General features: G+C 30.5%; 15 protein-coding genes, 1 other RNA gene and 1 pseudogene. 2 read left to right on the top strand and 15 right to left on the bottom strand.

The window, feature by feature from the left end:
• The first annotated feature begins 215 nt into the window (after window positions 1–215).
• Complete coding sequence (locus tag BD821_RS03275) at window positions 216–1,961, top strand: ABC-F family ATP-binding cassette domain-containing protein (RefSeq protein ID WP_104409285.1); 1,746 nt, start codon at window positions 216–218, stop codon at window positions 1,959–1,961.
• Between the two features lie 145 nt (window positions 1,962–2,106).
• Here the strand turns inward: BD821_RS03275 and BD821_RS03270 are convergent, their stop codons facing one another.
• Window positions 2,107–2,301, bottom strand: coding sequence for a hypothetical protein (locus BD821_RS03270; protein ID WP_104409284.1), 195 nt, complete (start codon window positions 2,299–2,301; stop codon window positions 2,107–2,109).
• A gap of 182 nt (window positions 2,302–2,483) precedes the next feature.
• Here BD821_RS03270 and BD821_RS03265 point away from each other — a divergent pair, with 182 nt between their 5' ends.
• Window positions 2,484–2,900, top strand: coding sequence for a hypothetical protein (locus tag BD821_RS03265; RefSeq protein WP_104409283.1), 417 nt, complete (start codon window positions 2,484–2,486; stop codon window positions 2,898–2,900).
• A gap of 331 nt (window positions 2,901–3,231) precedes the next feature.
• Here the strand turns inward: BD821_RS03265 and ssrA are convergent.
• The 14 genes and pseudogenes from ssrA to gap form a co-directional block, all read right to left on the bottom strand.
• Window positions 3,232–3,564: a transfer-messenger RNA gene (ssrA, locus tag BD821_RS03260) on the bottom strand.
• 465 nt (window positions 3,565–4,029) lie between these two features.
• Complete coding sequence (locus BD821_RS03255; protein ID WP_104409282.1) at window positions 4,030–4,545, bottom strand: VanZ family protein; 516 nt, start codon at window positions 4,543–4,545, stop codon at window positions 4,030–4,032.
• A gap of 301 nt (window positions 4,546–4,846) precedes the next feature.
• Window positions 4,847–5,314, bottom strand: coding sequence for an SsrA-binding protein SmpB (smpB, locus tag BD821_RS03250; protein ID WP_104409281.1), 468 nt, complete (start codon window positions 5,312–5,314; stop codon window positions 4,847–4,849).
• Between the two features lie 50 nt (window positions 5,315–5,364).
• Entirely contained in the window at window positions 5,365–6,153 is a 789-nt protein-coding gene (locus tag BD821_RS03245) for an SDR family NAD(P)-dependent oxidoreductase (protein ID WP_242971450.1), read from the bottom strand.
• A 46-nt stretch (window positions 6,154–6,199) separates the two neighbouring features.
• Window positions 6,200–8,443 carry a ribonuclease R gene (rnr, locus tag BD821_RS03240; protein ID WP_104409280.1) on the bottom strand — a complete coding sequence of 748 codons (2,244 nt, stop codon included), beginning with the start codon at window positions 8,441–8,443 and terminating at the stop codon, window positions 6,200–6,202.
• 162 nt (window positions 8,444–8,605) lie between these two features.
• On the bottom strand, window positions 8,606–9,796 hold the full coding sequence (locus BD821_RS03235; RefSeq protein ID WP_104409279.1) for an RNA-guided endonuclease InsQ/TnpB family protein: 1,191 nt from the start codon (window positions 9,794–9,796) through the stop codon (window positions 8,606–8,608).
• Window positions 9,738–10,110 (bottom strand): annotated as a pseudogene (locus BD821_RS03230) (IS607 family transposase). The gene BD821_RS03235 and the pseudogene BD821_RS03230 overlap by 59 nt, the downstream one beginning before the upstream one ends.
• Before the next feature lie 308 nt (window positions 10,111–10,418).
• A complete protein-coding gene (locus tag BD821_RS03225; protein ID WP_104409278.1) occupies window positions 10,419–12,443 on the bottom strand; it encodes a sodium-translocating pyrophosphatase in 2,025 nt (674 codons plus the stop codon).
• A 380-nt stretch (window positions 12,444–12,823) separates the two neighbouring features.
• Window positions 12,824–13,051 (bottom strand): preprotein translocase subunit SecG, encoded by a 228-nt coding sequence (secG, locus tag BD821_RS03220; RefSeq protein ID WP_104409277.1) that lies wholly within the window; start codon window positions 13,049–13,051, stop codon window positions 12,824–12,826.
• A 240-nt stretch (window positions 13,052–13,291) separates the two neighbouring features.
• Window positions 13,292–14,590, bottom strand: a complete 1,299-nt coding sequence (gene eno, locus BD821_RS03215; RefSeq protein ID WP_104409276.1) for a phosphopyruvate hydratase — start codon at window positions 14,588–14,590, stop codon at window positions 13,292–13,294.
• 94 nt (window positions 14,591–14,684) lie between these two features.
• Window positions 14,685–16,214, bottom strand: coding sequence for a 2,3-bisphosphoglycerate-independent phosphoglycerate mutase (gene gpmI / locus BD821_RS03210; protein WP_104409275.1), 1,530 nt, complete (start codon window positions 16,212–16,214; stop codon window positions 14,685–14,687).
• Window positions 16,215–16,460: 246 nt separating this feature from the next.
• Window positions 16,461–17,207, bottom strand: a complete 747-nt coding sequence (gene tpiA / locus BD821_RS03205; RefSeq protein ID WP_104409274.1) for a triose-phosphate isomerase — start codon at window positions 17,205–17,207, stop codon at window positions 16,461–16,463.
• A 107-nt stretch (window positions 17,208–17,314) separates the two neighbouring features.
• Entirely contained in the window at window positions 17,315–18,508 is a 1,194-nt protein-coding gene (locus tag BD821_RS03200; RefSeq protein ID WP_104409273.1) for a phosphoglycerate kinase, read from the bottom strand.
• A 128-nt stretch (window positions 18,509–18,636) separates the two neighbouring features.
• Window positions 18,637–19,647, bottom strand: a complete 1,011-nt coding sequence (gene gap, locus BD821_RS03195; protein ID WP_104409272.1) for a type I glyceraldehyde-3-phosphate dehydrogenase — start codon at window positions 19,645–19,647, stop codon at window positions 18,637–18,639.
• Window positions 19,648–19,692: the final 45 nt, after the last annotated feature.

Below are 19,692 nucleotides of genomic sequence, written 5' to 3'. Positions count from 1 at the left end.
ATATATCATTTAATGATATATCATTAAACATACTATATCATTAAGTGATATAGTTGTCAATTATTTATTTCTCTACTTAAGCGCAGTTTTCCATTTTATTCTACCCTGGGTTCCTTGTGGGGAGTAGCAAAAAGTGTTATGCTATCAATGTTAAACTTAGTATTAAAGAGCTTATTTTTGTAGGCTCTTTTTTAATGATAAAGAGAGGGACTAATATGATAAAAGTTAATAACTTATCCTACTCATTTCCGAAAAAAGATCTATATAATAATATTTCATTTACATTAGAAGATGGACAGCATTGTGCTTTCATAGGAACAAATGGCAGTGGAAAAAGTACACTAATAGATATCCTTATTGATCCAGAAAAATATATGTTTGATGGTTCCTTAGAGAAATCCCCTAATTGTAGAATTGGGTATGTAAGTCAATTCTCACAGCAGGGCGAAACAAAAGAAATTACAGTTTTCGAATATATCGGAGAAGAATTTATTAAACTACAAAATGAAATGACATCTATTTGCAGCGATATGGAAACATCCACCGATGTTGATACTTTACTAGAAAAGTATCAACAAACTTTAGACGCATTTGACGCAATTAATGGTGATGATTTTGAAAAAATTATTAATAAGAAACTAAATCTTACAAACTTAATGAAGTATAAAGATATAATGATATCTTCCCTTAGTGGTGGTGAAATTAAGCTTATTCAAGTAATTAAGGCAATGCTAAATAGTCCTGACTTAATGATTATGGATGAACCAGATGTGTTTTTAGACTTTGAAAACCTTAATTCTCTTAAAAGTCTAATTAATTCACACAAAGGAACAATGTTAATTATTACTCACAATAGGTATCTACTTAATCATTGTTTCAACAAAATTATCCACCTTGAAAATATGCAAATACAAGAGTTTGATGGAAGCTATATTGATTATAACTTCTCATTACTTCAAACTAAAATTGAGTTACAAGAACTAGCTACTGTTGATAATGAAGAAATTGATAGAAACGAAAAACTAATAAATAAACTAAGATTTCTCGCAACTGATCATGCTGAACCTGCAAAAGGAAGAGCTCTAAATGCTAGAGTTAAAGTTCAAGAAAGATTAGAAAAACGTAGAATAAAAGCCCCCTTTGTAGAAATTAAAGAACCTTATATAAGTTTAGCTGCCTATAATGTAATGGATGAAGCCACGGTTTTAAAAGTTACTGATTACAGTGTTGCCTTTGATGACATGCTTCTAGAAAATGTTAACTTTGAGATTAAATCTACTGATAAAGTAGCCATTGTGGGACCAAATGGTACAGGGAAAACTACTTTACTAGGAGAAATCTTAAAAAACAATAATGATTCTATTGAGCTAAATGAAAATGTTGAAATAGCATATTTATCTCAACTACAAAGCAAAACGCTAAATAATTCTAATACCATACTTGAAGAGTTTTTCGATGTTGGTTTCGAAACTCGTGAAGATATTTTATCGCATATTTCATACTATGGTTTTGAAGAAGAAAGAATTAATCAAAAAATAGGCACATTATCTGGTGGAGAAAAAAATCTACTTCAATTAGCTAAAATTTCTGAAAGTAAATCAAACATGTTGCTTCTTGATGAACCAACATGCCATTTAGATACATATTCACAAATAGCACTTGAAAAAGCTATACAAAATTATAAAGGTGCTATTATAATGATTTCACATGATTTCTATACTATAGTAAACTGTATGGATTATGTTTTAATCATTGAAGATAAGACAATTAGAAAAGTAAAAATGAAAATTTTTAAAAGGATGATTTATGCTAATCATTTTGGAAGAGACTATTTAGAAATTGAACAAAACAAAAGAATAGTTGAAACAAAAATACAATTAGCTTTAAAATATAATGATTTTATCCTTGCAAAAGAATTGTCTGAAGAGTTAGAAGAGCTGATTAAGTTACTTCAAATTTAGTGATTAGCAGGGGGCTCAACACCTGCCCCTCTAACACCTCGGTGACAATATCATCAAGCTACGAATATATTAAATTGGTATAATATAAATATATATCCTGGATAGGAATTCCACCCATTTTATTCAAGCCTACAAATCTTATTACTTAAAAAAATGGTATTTTAAAAACAACCACTATAACTACATAAATACCAAAAGCTCCTATGAAAATTAGAGATCTTAAAAAATACTTTAAGACTTTTTCTTTTTCTCCTTTAATAATACTTTCACAAAATAAAGATAGATAAATTACTCCTATGATTGCTGCTACTATAGCTACATATTCTAAAACTTTAAACATAGGGTTTCCTCCCATTTACAATATAAAAATTCAGTCCAAATTATTTTAATAACTTTAAACCTAAACATAATTATATCATAAATTTAAAAGTTTAATTAATTTTTTTCCACACTGTTTTCCTCTTATGTATAAGTTTATACATCTTTACAAATACTAAAATCAAACTAATAGAGGTGATAATCATGACTTCTGAAGAAAAAGCTTACATAGCTGGAATTATAGATGGTGAAGGTAGTATTATGCTTTTAAAATTTCATCACAATCAATTCCCCTCTCCATGCATAAGCATAAGTTCAACTACTATAGAATTATTACAATGGATCAAAGACGTAACTAAACTTGGAACAATAAAAGCAAAGAAAAATTATAATTTAGAAAAGCATGCAGATTCATTCACCTATACAATAAAATATAACGATGCTATCAATCTTCTAGTTGAGATTGAACCATATTTAGTTATTAAAAGTAAAAAGAAAAGGGCTAAACTAATAATTGAAAAATATAAAGATGTCACCCCTAGAAATGGAAAATATTCTGATGGGATGCTGAAATTAAAGGAAGACTTTTACAAGGAATTCATGGGTCTAAAATTGGAATAAGTAAAAATCCACGATATTTCTATCGTGGATTTTTTGGTGGAGGCGAGGGGACATGCTCTTCCATCATTTCTGAATGGCACTGACTATGTGTTAAACTTAATATTATTAAGTCTCCTGGCGTATTATGAAAGCCATAATTTAGTTATGCTAAGCTTCCATCCTAGTACCTCATGCTAACTCTTAAGAATTAGTTTAGAAGCCTATAAGTCGATACGAGGCTGTTGAATTTCTTCACATACCTCTCGGCATTGCCGTCACCTTAAAGTGTTACGGGTTCACCGATAAAGCCAAGTTTTCACTTCTAGATCACTCTAGAAGGCGACCCTATTTATGAATCGAACCCCTGTCCGAAAGTAGATAGGCTTTAGCATCTCCGAGTGCAGTCTATTATTTAAAATTCCCTCTGCAAAGCGCCAATAGACAGGCTCTTTACTTCAGTAGCTTCATAATTTCCGTTCCTAAGTCAAAGCTTTCTTAGGCTCGGGTCCCTACTAATCGGCGCCCTATCCTAGGCCGTAGGACTCCCAGGTAGAACGAACAGCTATATTAAGCTGCTAATGCAAAATTATCTTCTGCGTTTACATTTTCTTCTAGTTTTTTAAGGCGGGCCCAGAAGGTCCCTCCACTCGCTTCTAAAGCTGCTCCCACCCCCGTCGAAGCCATTACGCCCCCATGTTATAACATGGTACTCGGTTAAGAGTGCTTTAAGTAAACTATTTAATTTTAATTTTACATCAATATAGAATTACATTATATCAAAGCTATATATTATAGTCAATGGTTATTCTATATATCCGATGTATACAATGATACATCAGTTAATGTTATTTATCAATAGGTTATGTCTTTATATAATGTTACTTTTATAATCATTTGCTATTTTTTCACAAAAAGATAGTAAAATTAGTAATACATTAAAATCCCGCTGTACCTAATTATTAAATTTTACATTACCTCTATTTTAAAACATAACTATCTCATATAATAATTTTCATTCTTTATTAATAGCACACATCACATATAGCCATAAATCTCAAATACCTTCGAACTAGAATCTTCTTTAGATAAAAGTAAGCGTAAGCTGCTCTTTCATTATATTATAAACATCTTCAAACTCACATGCTTATAATTATTTATTCTTAGTTTTAATTTCTAATTTAAGATTATTGTCTATACTAAAATTAATATTATTATATATGACAAATCCTATAATAGAACCTAATGTATTTAATATTAAATCATCTATATCACAACTTCCGAAATTAAATAGTAATTGAATTGTTTCAATAGATGCACTTACTAAAATTGAAATAAAAATAGTATTGTTTAATCTTTTACAACTATTAAACAATATAGGTAATAAAAATCCTAAAGGAATGAACACCAAAATATTTCCAAATATATTCTGTATACTATTATACCCTTGACCACTTATGTATAATAAAATTGTTTTAAATGGAATAAAATTTGAATAAGCTATTCTCTTACTCAATGGCATTTCTAACCCTAATGTAGCTCTTGATCTTGCAATAGTAATAGCAGTACCGTTTTTTAAGATAACTACTTCAACTAAAATTGCTAAATATATCAAAAATATTAACCACATTAATAATTTGAAACCTTTAAAATTAAGTCTTTTATTCAACACATCCACCTCTGTTAAAATATTTCAACATTTCTATCTAAATTTAATTATACAGTCTAGGATTTATACACTTAATCACATAAAATGAGCAGATGCCGTTACTGAACATCCTAATAACAAAGCCAAACTTAGAATTACTATTGTCCTTATTTTTCTCATAATTTTATCTCCCGTTTTTTATTTATAGCTTGTACATAATTCATTGACACACATATATATTTTTCTTTCTCCTCATTATCTAAAATTTCATTCTTAATTAAATAGGTGCTAAAATATACCTTTAGCACCTTCTAAACTTCTCTTATTTATACTTTTCTTTCATTTCTCTATCTATATCTCTTTTATGATCTCTTTCAAGCATTGAGTCTCTCTTATCATAGTTCTTTTTACCCTTACCTACTCCTAGATGCATTTTAACTCTTCCATTTTTTAAATATAAGGATAGAGGGACTAGTGTATATCCATCTTGAGATGCTAGAGCATCTAATTTATATATTTCATTTTTATGAAGTAGTAACTTTCTATCTCTTAGAGGGTCCACATTAAATATATTGCCTTCTTCGTAAGGACTTACGTGAAGATTTCTTACAAATATCTCACCATTTCTAACCTCTGCATAGCTATCTTTTAGATTTGATCTTCCGTTTCTTATAGATTTAACTTCTGTTCCTACAAGCTCTAAGCCTGCTTCAAAGCCTTGTTCTATAAAATAGTCATGTCTTGCTTTTCTATTTTCAGCTAATACCTTTTCTGATTTACTTTTAGCCATTTACCTCACCCACCTTAATTATCCGTTATAACTTAATCTTAATTATATACTTATCCTTTATTAACTTTCAATATTATCTTATGAATTAATTTCCTAGGCAATAAATTAGATCCATAAACCAAAACCTTGTTTTGAAATCCTGGTATTATGATTTCTTTACCTTTTTTAAATCCTTTGTAGGCACCTATAGCAACACCTTCTGCTGTCATCATAGAATTTTTTGCAACCTTTGACTTTTTAACCTTAGCCCTGCTTTGAAAATTAGTGTCTGTGGGGCCTGGGCATAGAGTTGATACATTTATATTATAAGGGCTAAGCTCTAGTCTTAAAGCTCCTGATAAAGACAGTACATAGGCCTTTGTTGCATAATACACAGACATCATAGGTCCTGATTGGAATGCAGCGGTAGAAGCTACATTCATAATGCCTCCACCACCATTTTTAATTAAATCTGGTATAAATAGCTTTAATATATAAGTCAAAGACTTTATATTTAAATCTATCATAGTAAGATCTTTATCTTTATCTACCTCGTGAAACCTTCCAAAGCTTCCATATCCAGCATTATTAATTATATTTTCTATAATTATATTATTATATTTAATATCCTCATAGATTTCTATAATACTTTTTTCTAATGTAAGATCTACTCCATATATAATTATTTTTATTTTATATGTGTTTTCAAAATGTAATTTAATCTCTCTTAGCTTTTTAATATCCCTTGCTACAAGGCACAAATTATGATTATTTTTAGCAAATACTAAGGCTAATTCATAGCCTATACCACCTGTAGCTCCTGTTATAAAAGTATATTTATCTATTTTATATTTATCCACTTTTACACCTATCCATAAGAATTTTTAAATATTAAATTTTTATCTCTTATTCTTTGTAGTACTCACTTTTAACATCTTCTATTATATCACTTTCATCCTCTTCATCATCTTTATCTTCCTCATCTAAATAACTCATCTTCTTTGTTAGAAGGGCTTTATCTTCTGTATTTAGGTCCTCTTTTAAAAGGTCGAAGTATATCTCATGATTTTCAAGGTCTACTCTAGATACTTTTATTCTTACTGGATCTCCTAGCCTATATATATTTTTTGTTCTTTCCCCTACTAAGCTAAGATGTCTTTCATCATATATATAGTAATCATCATCTAGGGTGCTTATATGAACCAAACCTTCTACTGTATTAGGTAGCTGTGCAAAGAATCCAAAGCTAGTTACTGAGGATATCACTGCTTCAAATTCTTCTCCAATTTTTTCGCTCATGTACTCAGCTTTTTTCATATCATCTACTTCTCTCTCGGCCTCTTCTGCGGTTCTTTCTCTTTCAGAGGATTGTTTTGCAGCATAGTCTACAATAGGAACAAGCTTTGAAGCTCTTTCTGAGTCAACTTTACCGTTTATAAATTCTTTAATTATTCTATGAATCATAAGGTCTGGATATCTTCTTATTGGTGATGTAAAGTGACAATAATATTTAGCTGCAAGGCCAAAGTGTCCTACAGATTCAGGGCCATATTTAGCTTGCATCATAGATCTTAAAAGAAGAGTACTTACTACACTTTCTTCCTTTTCTCCTTTAACTTTGTTTAATACCTCTTGCAATGAACTTGGATGTATTTCTTTACTCCATTTAACTACATAACCTAGGTTATATATAAATTCACTAAAACGTTGCAACTTCTCTTCATCTGGATTTTCGTGAATTCTATAAATGAATGGGATATTAGCCCAGTACATATGCTCAGCAATGGTTTCATTGCATACTAACATAAATTCTTCTATGATTCTATTTGATATTTCTCTTTCATAAGGTCTTATATCAATTGGTTTACCCATCTTGTCTAGTATAATTTTAGATTCTTCAAAGTCAAAGTCGATAGCTCCTCTATCAAGTCTTTTCTTATTTAATATATTACAAAGCTCTTCCATAGCCTTAAAATCATCATAAAGATAATCATATCTTTTTAACAGTTCATTATCTTCTTTTTTGAGTATCTTTGTTACCTCAGTATAGGTCATTCTCTCACTTGTATTTATTACACTTTCATATATTTCATGTTCTAAAACCTTTCCTGATTTATCTATAACCATAAAACAGCTTAAAGCTAATCTATCTACCTTAGGATTTAAAGAACAAATACCATTAGATAACTTTTGTGGAAGCATTGGTATAACTCTATCTATTAAGTAAACTGAAGTGGCTCTTTTTAGAGCTTCTTTATCTAATGGATTGTTTTCCTTTACATAGTGAGATACGTCTGCTATATGAACTCCTAGCTTATAGTTTCCACTTTCAAGCCTTTCTATAGATACAGCATCATCTAAATCCTTTGCATCTTCACCATCAATTGTTACCATTCTAACTTCTCTTAAATCTTTTCTCTTCTTATATTCAACCTTTGGTATATGATCTTCTATATTTTCCGCAAATTTTAGAACCTTTTCTGGGAATTCTTCTGGCAATGAATGTTTTTTAATTATTGTTAATATATCAAGACCCTTGTCACCTTTTTTACCTAATATCTCTAAGACTTTTCCTTCAGGATTTCTTCTCTTTCCTGGCCATTCTGTAATCTCTACTATAACTACATCATTATCATCTGCGCCATTTTTTTGGTTTTTAGGTATGAATATATCATTTTGTATCCTTTTATCTTCTGGAATAACGAATCCAAAGTTACTACTACTTTCATAAACTCCTATGATGGTAGTATTTGTTCTTTCTGTTATTCTTATAATCTCTCCTTCTCTTTTTTTACCATTAAAGTCTTCTTTTGTGACTTTTGCAACAACCTTATCACCGTTCATAGCTCCATTTATAAATGAACTAGGTATAAATACATCTTTTAAGCCCTCTTCATCAGGTATAACAAATCCAAATCCCTTTTGGTGAGCTTGAAGTCTTCCCGGAACTAACCCCATCTTTTCAGTAAGTCCGAGCTTATCTGTATTTGTTTTTACTATAAGTCCTTCTTTTTCCATTACCTTTATTACTTTTTTAAATTCTTTATATTCACCCTTACTTATATCAAAAACAGCAGCTAATTCTCGAATTTCCATTGGTTTATATGTTTGATTTCTCATAAAATTAATAATACTTTCTTTAACGTTCATATAATCACTGCTACTCAAAATACGGACAAACATACCCATATCGAGATTATTACTGTTTCTTCGTGTCTGTCCTCATCTAATAAATTAGATTACTAACATTTGATATAACACTCCACAGTCGTAAATTCCCAACTAGCCATTGGTACATATATACAATTGCTTCTAATTTGCAATTTTGTATATTTTAGCATCTCTCAAATTTAAACTTGCATTTAAATCTCTATCCTCTTTATACCCACATTCACAAATATACTCTCTATCACTTAGTTTTAAATCTTTTTTAATAGAACCACATTCATGACATAGTTTACTTGAAGGATAAAATCTATCAACTATTCTTAATTCAATACCATATTCATTACATTTATTAGTTAATTTAACTCTAAACATATTAAATCCTTGTTTTGATATTGCTTTTGAAAGATGTTTATTCTTCATCATTCCTCTTACATTTAAATCTTCAATAGTAACAAAGCTTGGATTTTGCTTAACTACTTCATTCACAGATTGATTTAAATAGTTTTCTCTAACATTTCCTAAAGCCTGATGAAGTTTTTGTACTTTAACTATTTGTTTTTGGATATTTTGTCTAGTAGCATTTCCTCCTTCTTTTTTAATATTTTTATTTCTTAATTTTAAACTTTCATACTTTCTTGAAAGTTTTCTTTGTTCTCTTTTTAATTTCTTTTCTATTTTCTTAACTCTTTTAGTTTTATTAATGTTCTTTTTAGTAATTCCATTAGACATTATTGAGAAATCTTTTAGTCCTAAATCAATACCTAATCCTTCATTTGAATTAACTTGATATTTTTCTTCCACTTTTACTAATACTGAAACATAGTATCTATTAGCCTTTTTTGATACTGTTCCACTTACAACATTTTCTCCAACTGGTAAATATCCGAATTCTTTTAATCTAACATTCTTTAAAGAAGGTATCATTAATTTATGACGTTCGATTTTCCAATCACCTTTATTATTTTTAGGAAAATAAATTTTAACATCTTGATTCTTTTTCTTTTTAAATCTAGGGAATTTAGATTCTCCCTTAAAAAACTTTTTATAAGCAGTTTCAGCATTTTCTATAGCTTTCTTTCTAGCTTTAGAACCACAACTATTAATCCAAATATATTCATCTAAAGTTTTAACTTCATGATTTATATATTTATCAAAATCATTAGCATTCATAAATGATTGTTTTTTATCGATTAATCCATCTTTATATTGTTGATACAATTCTTTGTTCTTAGCTAGATAAGAATTATATAAATATCTACAAACTCCAATTTCTTGATTAATCTTTTGTTTTTGTATCTCTGTTGGATTGATTTCCGTTTTGTAAGCTTTTAGCAATTTCCTCATCTTCCTCTATCTTTTTCTTATACTTTCGCATCCCATAAATCTTACAACTAAAAACATGAAGTATGGAAATTATATCTTGAACTAACTCTTCATTAGGTGATAATGTTTCATTATTAACAACTATTATTTTTTGTATTCGAATCGTTTGTTACACCTTTAAATTCAAGATATTGGTCATATGTATAATATCTTCTATCGGTAGGAGTCCTTTTTGCTATTAGTATTTTATCTCTGTCCCATCTTTGCAATGTTTTTACTGATACATTTAATAATCCTGCAAAATCTTCCGGTTTATAGTTTGTTATATGTTTACTCATTATTATCACACCTTGAGTACATATTAACACCCTTAAACACATTTGTTAATATTTTTAATAACTGAAATTTTCCTCCTCTTATGTTTAAATACTATTTTAAATATATATTATTATATTTTGCCCTTAATTTCTATGTTAATTCCAGTATATCTAAGTTATAAGACTAATTATATCATGAAATACATTTAAAAATTATTATGTTTTGTTTAACAATTTTAAATTGCCCTTAAATAGGTCTAAATTAAAAGTAGGCTACTATGATAACATAGAAGCCTACTTTTTTTAAAAGTCTTTTTTTACTTAAACATATTTATTAATAGTCCACCATGTTTTACTATAACTGGTGCAAATACTAATGAAACTATAGTCATAAGCTTTATCAATATATTCATGGATGGGCCTGAAGTATCCTTAAATGGGTCTCCTACTGTGTCTCCAACAACAGTAGCCTTATGTGCATAACTTCCCTTACCACCATGAACTCCGCTTTCTACGTACTTCTTAGCGTTATCCCAAGCTCCACCTGCGTTTGACATCATTATAGCCATTAAAACGCCTGTAGCTACGGCTCCACCAATAAGTCCACCTAAAGCTTCAGCTCCTAAAAGTATTCCAACTAAAATTGGAATTACTATTGCAAGTATTCCTGGAAGAATCATTTCTTTTAACGCAGCTGCAGTAGATATTTCAACACATTTTGCATAATCTGGTTTAGTTGTTTCTTCCATGATTCCTGGTATTTCTCTAAATTGTCTTCTTACTTCTTCAACCATTTCATTTGCAGCCTTACCTACGGATTCCATAGTAAGTGCTCCAAACAAGAAAGGTAACATAGCTCCGATTAATAATCCTACTAAACTAACTGGATTTAACAAATCTATGTTATTTAGGTTAACTGCTTGAGCATAAGATGCAAATAATGCTAATGCTGTTAATGCAGCTGAACCTATGGCAAATCCTTTTCCTATTGCTGCTGTAGTATTACCAACAGAATCTAATTTATCTGTTATTTCTCTAACTTCAGCTGGTAAATGAGACATTTCTGCTATACCACCAGCATTATCAGCTATTGGGCCATAAGCATCTACGGCTACTGTTAAGCCTGTTATAGATAACATTCCTACAGCTGCAAGGGATATACCATAAAGTCCCATAGCCGCATTTTGAAATCCACCCATAACTGAATAAGAAACAAGTATACCAATAGATATTAGTATTATTGGTATTACTGTAGATTTCATTCCTACAGCTAAACCAGATATTATAGTAGTAGCTGCGCCTGTCTCCGCTTGTTCACTTATAGCTTTAACTGATTTGTAATCAGAAGATGTATAAACTTCTGTAACCTTACCAATTATCATCCCAACTACAAGGCCTGCTGCTACTGCAAAGAAAGCTTTATAGTTTCCAAATACAGTTTTACTTAATACTGCAGCTGCTATAATAACTATTACTCCACCTACATAAGTTCCTGAATTTAATGCTTTTTGAGGATTAGAATTTTTGCTATTTCTAGCTAATAAAGATCCTAAAATTGATGCTATTATTCCTATGCCCATTAATACCATAGGATATAAAACTCCTTCTCCAGTTGTAAATACAACTGCTCCTAAAGTTATAGCGGATATCATAGATCCTACATAGGATTCAAATAAATCTGCTCCCATACCAGCAACATCTCCAACATTATCTCCAACGTTGTCTGCTATAACTGCTGGGTTTCTTGGGTCATCTTCTGGTATTCCAGCTTCAACTTTTCCTACAAGATCTGCTCCAACGTCTGCAGCTTTAGTATAAATACCACCACCAACACGGGCAAATAATGCAATTGAACTTGCTCCAAGACCAAAACCTGTTAAATAAACTGGGTTACCATCAAACATTAGGTATAATATACTAAATCCTAGTACTCCAAGACCTACTACACTCATTCCCATTACAGCTCCACCTGAAAATGCAATTTTCAAGGCTGGACTTTGACCATGTCTTGCTGCTTCTGCTGTTCTAACATTTGCTTTAGTTGCAACTATCATACCAAAGTATCCTGCAACCATAGAGAAGATAGCTCCTACTACAAAACAAATTGCAGTCTGCCAGTTTAAAAATATAACTATAATTGCCGCAACAATAACTATAAATATTGCAAGATATCTATATTCCCTATTCAAAAAGGCCATAGCCCCTTCGTGTATGTATCCAGCAATCTCTTTCATTCTATCATTACCAGCATCTTGCTTAGATATATCCTTAGCTAGAATAAAAGCAAATATAAGAGCTAAAATTCCACTAAGTGCTACTAAATAGATATAAGTAGAGTTCATAAAAAAAAACCTCCTAATAAAATAATTTATACTTATTAATTATTTTTATATTAAAGACTGCATTCATCTTAAACTTAGTACAATTTAATAATCAATTTAAAACCAAATATTTTTCTGTCTTTAAATAAAAATAAAAATAAATCATTACAATAGCATTGAATTTAATAAATACAAATGCTCATAAAAAAAGCTGCCTTTAAGATAATAAAGTTTCTTTTATTAAAGGTTCTTTAACCTTCTAAAATCAACACCATTATAAGCAGCAATAAGGTTTATGTAATCTTACAACCTTATTATAATAACAAAATCTTAAGTATAGGTTATTAACTATAATCTTAAATTTCAAAATCTTCTTTGTTAATATTCATTGCTATTATAATCTATACTATATTTAATGCTATAGTCGTAATTGCAAATAAAATTGCTGTAACTACTGTAAGTTTTACAAGCAGAGCTTCTTTAGTTCTAGACTTATTTTTGCTGAAAAATGTTTCTGATCCTCCAGTTATAAATCCTTTTAACCCATCTGCCTTACTTGGTTGCATTAAAACTACTATCATAAGAGCTAATGCTAATATAAATTCTAAAATCAATAAAAAATTATGCATTATAATTCCCTCCTAAAATATATTACCTTTTATATGTAATATACTAAAGTCATTTTAGCATATTACAATTAAGTTTACAACTTTTTTAATTTTATTTGCAATGTTTTTTGTATTATTCTATGAATAACATATGCTATTTACAATATTAAGCTTAAAAATAAGCCTACTCTCTTCTTTAGAGTAGGCTTATTAGGTAAATAGTCTTATTTAAACTACCTATTGCTAAAACTTTTATTTAAATTATCTATTTTTAATATTATTAAAAGCTTTTATTCCTCTATATTCAGCCATGTCATCTAATTCTTCTTCTATTCTTAATAGTTGATTGTATTTAGCAACTCTTTCACTTCTAGCTGGAGCTCCTGTCTTTATTTGTCCTGCATTTACCGCTACAACAAGATCTGCTATTGTAGTATCTTCTGTTTCTCCTGATCTATGAGAAACTACTGCAGTGTATCCAGCTCTTTGAGCTCTTTCAATTGCATTTAAAGTTTCTGTTAATGTACCAATTTGATTTAATTTTATAAGTATTGAATTAGCTACGCCCTTTTCAATCCCCATGTTTAATCTCTTAGTATTAGTTACAAATAAGTCGTCTCCTACTAGTTGAACTTTATCTCCTATTTTTTCAGTTAGAAGCTTCCATCCTTCCCAGTCCTCTTCTGCCATACCATCTTCTATTGATATAATTGGGTACTTACTTGCAAGCTCTACATAGTAATTAGCCATTTCTTCTGGAGTAAGTATTCTTCCTTCTCCCTTTAAGTTGTAGTTTCCATCTTCAAAGAATTCTGATGAAGCTGGGTCAAGAGCTATAAAGATATCTTTTCCTGGTTTGTATCCAGCCTTTTCTATAGCTTCTACTATAATTGCAATTGCTTCTTCATTAGAACCAAGGTTTGGAGCAAATCCACCCTCATCGCCTACACCAGTATCATATCCTTTAGATTTTAATAATGCCTTTAATGTATGATATACTTCTGAACCCATTCTTAAAGCTTCGCTAAAAGATGAAGCTCCTACTGGCATTATCATAAATTCTTGAAGGTCTACGTTGTTATCAGCATGTTCTCCACCATTTATGATATTCATCATAGGTACTGGAAGGACCTTTGCATTAACTCCACCTATATATTGATATAGTGGAAGTCCTAAGTAGTTAGCTGCTGCTTTTGCCACTGCTAGAGATACCCCTAGTATAGCATTTGCACCTAGTTTACCTTTATTTTCTGTTCCATCTAATTCTATCATAAGATTATCTATAGATACTTGATCAAATATATTCATACCTACAAGTTCTGTTGCTATGGTTTCGTTGATGTTTTCAACTGCTTTCAAAACACCCTTACCTTTAAATTTAGATTTGTCTCCATCTCTTAATTCAACAGCTTCAAATATTCCTGTAGATGCTCCTGATGGTACTGAAGCTACTCCAACAGTTCCATCTTCTAATGTTACTTCCACCTCTACAGTTGGAAATGATCTTGAGTCTAATATTTGTCTTGCAAAAATGTCTACTATTTCAACATAATTTTTCATTAATTATACCTCCTATTATCGTTAAGTCTTTATTTATATTATTGCTATAAAGAAGATATATAATACCTATGACTTCCTTATAGCTATATATCTATTATTTGATCAAAGATTCAGCTGTCATTTCAACAGGAGCTTCAAGTCCCATTACTTGTAATATTGTAGGTGTTATATCTGAAAGTCTTCCCTCTTCTCTAAGAGGTGTTGCATTATTTGAAATATATATAAATGGAACCTTATTTGTTGTATGAGCTGTCATAGGGTTCTTTGTTCCATACTCTACCATTTGTTCTGAATTTCCGTGATCAGCAGTTACAAATAGAGAACCATCCTTTTCTAATATCTTATCTGAAATTTTACCTAAACATTCATCTATGACTTCAATGGCTTTTTTAGCAGCTTCAAATACGCCTGTATGACCTACCATATCTGGATTAGCAAAGTTTAATATTATCATATCATATTGATCTTCATCTATTTTTTCTATTAACTTTTCAGTTACTTCATAAGCACTCATTTCAGGTTGTAGATCATAAGTTGCAACCTTTGGGGATAACACTAAAACTCTATCTTCGCCTTCATTTGGAGCTTCAACTCCTCCATTAAAGAAGAATGTAACATGTGCATATTTTTCAGTTTCAGCTATTCTTAGTTGCTTTTTCCCAAGTTTACTTACGTATTCTCCAAGAGTATTAGTATATATTTCTGGTTTATATGCAACTTCTACCCCTTCAAGTGTCTTATCGTATTGTGTCATGGTTACATAAGTCAAATTTAAAGTTGTCCTTGGGAAACCTTGGAATTCTTTATCATTTAATGCTCTAGTTATTTCTCTTGCTCTATCTGGCCTAAAGTTGAAAAATATTATAGAATCATTGTCTTCTATCTTACCTACAGGAGTCTCATTTTCTTCTATAACACAAGGTAATATGAACTCATCTGTCTTATTATCCTTATAAGATCTTTCTACACATTGAACTCCAGATGTAGCTCTTTCACCTTCACCAAGTACCATAGCATTATAAGCTAATTGGATTCTTTCCCATCTATTATCTCTATCCATAGCATAATATCTACCACTTATAGTAGCTATCTTTCCAAGTCCTATTTCATTCATATATTTTTCCATATCAGCTATAACTTCAATGCCTGATGTAGGGGGTACGTCTCTTCCATCTGTAAATGCATGTAGGTAAACCTTAGTCAACCCTTTATCTTTTGCCATTTGTAGTAAGGCTTTAACATGATCTACATGGGAGTGCACTCCACCATCTGATAAAAGGCCTAGAAGATGTAATGCACTGTTATTTTCCTTTGCCTTATCCATAGCTAAGTTTAAAGCTTCATTTTTGAAAAATTTGCCTTCTTCTATTTCTTTTGTAATTTTAGTAAGCTCTTGATAGATTATTCTACCTGATCCTATATTTAAATGTCCTACTTCAGAATTACCCATCTGTCCAGCTGGTAATCCTACATCTAGTCCACTAGCATTTAAGTATGTGTGTGGATAACTACTCCATATCTTGTCGTAATTTGGTTTATTTGCTGCAAGTACAGCATTTCCTTCTACTTTATCTGTTGCTCCAAATCCATCTAATATCATTAACATAACTGGTCTTTTAGTCATAATATTCCTCCAACGTTTTTATTTATAATTCTTTTATAATTAGAACTCATAATTAATTACTAGAGTAATATTCTATATTCTAACATATAAAAGACATTCAGTTGATAACAATTATCTTTGTAATTATTATACTACTTATGTATACCTAAGACAATAGAACTGCAAATAGTATACAAGACTTAAATAATATAAGATCTTTTCTAATTTTAAGTTCTATGCTTAGGATAATATATCTAAAAGGAATACTTAATAATTGACTATGGCAGAGAATTCTGTTGAAACTAGGCTAGCTCCACCTACTAATGCACCATCAATATCTGATTTTGCCATTTGCTCTTTTATTGTAGATGACTTAACTGAACCACCGTATTGAATTCTTACTTTATCTGATACTTCTTTTCCGTATAATCCTTCTACAACTTTTCTTATGTGTGATATAGTTTCATTTGCTTCATCAGAAGTAGCTGTTTTACCTGTGCCTATAGCCCAGATTGGCTCATAAGCTATTACAATTTGTTCTACCTTATCTTTTGAGATACCCATAAGGTCTAACTTAATTTGAGATCCAATTATTTCATTTGTTATATTAGCTTCTCTTTGAGCTAGTGACTCTCCAACACATAGTATAGGAATCATATTATGACTAAATGAAGCTTTTAACTTCTTATTTACACTTTCATCTGTTTCATTAAAGTATTGTCTTCTTTCACTATGTCCTATTATAACATAATCTACTCCCATAGACTCTAACATTCCTGGAGATATTTCTCCTGTAAACGCTCCTTTTTCTTCAAAATGCATGTTTTGAGCTCCAACCTTTATATTACTGCCCTTAGCTGCTTTTAATACTGCATCTAAAGATGTAAATGGTACACAAACCACTACATCACATTTGCTATTTTTAACTAAAGGTTTTAAATCTTCTATAGTTTTTACAGCTTCATCCACTGTATAGTGCATCTTCCAGTTTCCTGCTATAATTTTCTTTCTCACTAAAAACACCTCTTTCTTTTAATTTTTAGGGTAATTATTTGTGAATTAAATATTATTTATATAGGTAATTATTTATAATTTCTATAACATTTATTAGTTATTACTTATTACTTGTCACTCAAAGCAACTATTCCTGGTAATTCTTTTCCTTCTAAAAACTCTAAAGAAGCTCCACCGCCTGTTGATATATGAGTCATTTTATCTCCAAATCCCAATATATTAACAGCTGCTGCTGAATCTCCTCCACCTATTATAGTTACAGCATTAGATTCTGCCATAGCTTTTGCAACTTCTACAGTTCCTTTTGCAAAGTTTTCAAATTCAAAAACTCCCATAGGTCCATTCCAAATTACAGTCTTTGCCATCTTTATTTCATCTGAAAATAGCTTTGAAGTTTTTGGTCCAATATCAAGTCCCATGTATCCTTCAGTTATATTTTCATCTTTTGTTATAATAGGGGTTGCATCTTTTGAGAATTTATCTGCTATTACATTGTCTACAGGTATTAATAATTTAACATTCTTTTGTTTAGCTTTTTCCATCATTTCTTTTGCATAATCTACTTTATCCGCTTCAAGTAATGAAGTTCCTATTTCATATCCCATTGCTTTTAGGAAAGTAAAGGCCATTCCTCCACCTATTATTAAAGTATCTACCTTATCTAATAAGTTATTTATAACATTTATCTTATCTGAAACCTTTGCGCCTCCAAGTATTGCTACAAAAGGTCTTTCTGGATTTTCTATAGCGCCTCCTAAAAACTTTAATTCTTTTTGAATTAGATATCCACATACTGAAGTTTCAACAAACTTTGTAACTCCTACTGTAGATGAATGAGCTCTATGAGCAGTTCCAAATGCATCATTTACGTATATATCAGCAATAGATGCTAATTCCTTTGAAAAGCTATCTTCATTTTTACCTTCTTCAGGCCTAAATCTAGTATTTTCTAAAAGAACTATATCCCCTTCATTCATCTTTGATATAGCTTTTTTAGCATTTTCTCCTACAACCTTATCATCTGCTGCAAATACCACTTCTTTTTCTAGTAACTCGCTTAGTCTTTTTGCTACAGGTGCTAAAGTCTTTGTTGGATCTGGTCCTTTAGCTTTTCCAAGATGGGAACATAATATAACCTTAGCCCCATTTTTAACTAAGTATTTAATTGTAGGCATAGCTCCTAAAAGTCTATTTTCATCTGTTATAACTCCATCTTGAAGTGGAACATTAAAGTCACATCTTACTAGAACTTTTTTCCCTTTTACCTGAATATCTTCTATGGTCTTTTTATTAAATTTCAAAACTTTCACCTCTTTTTATATATTAAAATAGTCTGGCCTTATAGCTTTAACTAACTACAAAACCAGACATTTATTAAATCTTCCTTAAAGCTACTTTTTATATTAAAAATAAAATTTAAATTTTAAAATTATAGGCTTTTTGCAATCTTTGAAGTAAGGTCTGCAAGTCTATTTGAATATCCCCATTCGTTGTCATACCAAGAAACTACCTTTGCCATGTTTCCTTCTATAACCATAGTTGATGGCGCATCTATTATAGAAGATCTAGCATCTCCTCTGTAGTCCATGGATACTAATGGTTCTTCTTCGTATCCAAGTATACCCTTCATGTAAGTTTCTGATGCTTCTTTAAATGCTGCATTTATTTCTTCAACTGTAGTATCTCTTTCTAATTCTACAACTAGGTCTGTGCAAGAAACAGTTGGTGTTGGAACTCTAAGTGAGAATCCATTTAATTTTCCTTTTAATTCTGGTAATACAAGTGCAACTGCCTTAGCAGCTCCTGTTGTAGTTGGTATCATTGATTCTGCTGCTGCTCTTGCTCTTCTTAAATCACTATGAGGAGCATCTAATATTTTTTGATCATTTGTATATGAGTGAATAGTTGTCATAAGACCCTTCTTTATGCCAAACTTTTCTTGTAAAACCTTAGCAAAAGGTGCTAAGCAGTTTGTTGTACAAGATGCATTTGATATAATGTTGTGCTTAGATGGATCGTATTTTTCATCATTAACACCCATAACTATTGTTATATCTTCATTTTTAGCTGGTGCAGATATAACAACTTTTTTAACTGATCCTTGTGCCATATGATCTTTAGCTTTTTGTCCATCTGTAAAGAATCCTGTAGATTCTATAACTATATCTACCCCCATTGAAGCCCAGCCTATGTTCTTAGGTTCTCTTTCAGCAAATATCTTTATTTCCCTTCCGTCTACCACTATTGAATTTTCTTTTGCTTCTACGGATTTATCGTATCTACCAAATAATGAGTCATATTTTAAAAGATGAGCTAATGTTTTAGCATCAGTTAAATCATTTATTGCAACCACTTCTAGCTCGTTACCGTAATTTGCTACTAATGCCTTAAAAACATTTCTTCCTATTCTTCCGAATCCATTTATTCCAATTTTAACCATTTGTAATCTCCTCCTAATTTATACTTAGATTATTTATTATAAATA

Origin of the sequence: Clostridium algidicarnis DSM 15099 (assembly GCF_002934235.1) — a bacterium.
Classification (GTDB): Bacteria; Bacillota; Clostridia; order Clostridiales; family Clostridiaceae; genus Clostridium_L; species Clostridium_L algidicarnis.
This window is presented reverse-complemented; position numbering and strand designations above follow the sequence as displayed.

What these genes read in the sequence shown, in the direction of transcription:
- BD821_RS03275 (WP_104409285.1), top strand. Translation starts at nt 216, where the DNA reads ATGATAAAAGTTAATAACTTATCCTACTCATTTCCGAAAAAAGATCTA.
- BD821_RS03270 (WP_104409284.1), bottom strand. Translation starts at nt 2,301, where the DNA reads ATGTTTAAAGTTTTAGAATATGTAGCTATAGTAGCAGCAATCATAGGA.
- BD821_RS03265 (WP_104409283.1), top strand. Translation starts at nt 2,484, where the DNA reads ATGACTTCTGAAGAAAAAGCTTACATAGCTGGAATTATAGATGGTGAA.
- smpB (WP_104409281.1), bottom strand. Translation starts at nt 5,314, where the DNA reads ATGGCTAAAAGTAAATCAGAAAAGGTATTAGCTGAAAATAGAAAAGCA.
- rnr (WP_104409280.1), bottom strand. Translation starts at nt 8,443, where the DNA reads ATGAACGTTAAAGAAAGTATTATTAATTTTATGAGAAATCAAACATAT.
- BD821_RS03225 (WP_104409278.1), bottom strand. Translation starts at nt 12,443, where the DNA reads ATGAACTCTACTTATATCTATTTAGTAGCACTTAGTGGAATTTTAGCT.
- secG (WP_104409277.1), bottom strand. Translation starts at nt 13,051, where the DNA reads ATGCATAATTTTTTATTGATTTTAGAATTTATATTAGCATTAGCTCTT.
- eno (WP_104409276.1), bottom strand. Translation starts at nt 14,590, where the DNA reads ATGAAAAATTATGTTGAAATAGTAGACATTTTTGCAAGACAAATATTA.
- gpmI (WP_104409275.1), bottom strand. Translation starts at nt 16,214, where the DNA reads ATGACTAAAAGACCAGTTATGTTAATGATATTAGATGGATTTGGAGCA.
- gap (WP_104409272.1), bottom strand. Translation starts at nt 19,647, where the DNA reads ATGGTTAAAATTGGAATAAATGGATTCGGAAGAATAGGAAGAAATGTT.